Raw genomic sequence first — 467 nt, forward strand, 5'->3', positions numbered from 1 at the left:
ACTGTGGCTTTCGCGCCGAGATATCCACGGGCTGCGTATGCGGACTCCACTGTCTCCAGCAGCGCCGCCGGGTTCTTCCACGCCTCGCCGTCCTGATTGGCCTGGCTTGTGAGGTCCAGCAACTCCTTCTCGCTAAGCACCGTGTTGCCCGAGAACGCCAGATGGCGCTCAGTGGTGACCGGGCCGGTGTCCACTTGCATTGACGCAGTGAGTTGATCGTCGATTGTCTCGTCTACATTCGCCTTCACGCTGGCGCGCAGGTAACCGAGCCCAGCGAGATGACTGCTGGCGACCTGCTCGAGATCGGGGCCGATCAGATCCACGACCACGCTGTCCGCCCACGTCTGCCGAAGCTGATCGACGAGCTCTTGTGGCGGGTCGTATCCTGACATCGTCCGGACGGTGCGCGGACCGCGGGTGATGCGATAGTCGAGCGCGACCCTCGGCTCGGCGCCGGGGTTCTGGAC

At 64.2% G+C, this 467-nt stretch carries 1 protein-coding gene; it reads right to left on the reverse strand.

Annotated elements, in window-relative coordinates; genetic code table 11:
- A partial coding sequence (locus I6F37_RS39065) for a hypothetical protein (RefSeq protein WP_225154236.1) occupies positions 1-467 on the reverse strand: 467 nt, incomplete at both ends.

The organism is Bradyrhizobium sp. NBAIM08 (genome assembly GCF_020193935.1).
Lineage (GTDB): Bacteria > Pseudomonadota > Alphaproteobacteria > Rhizobiales > Xanthobacteraceae > Bradyrhizobium > Bradyrhizobium yuanmingense.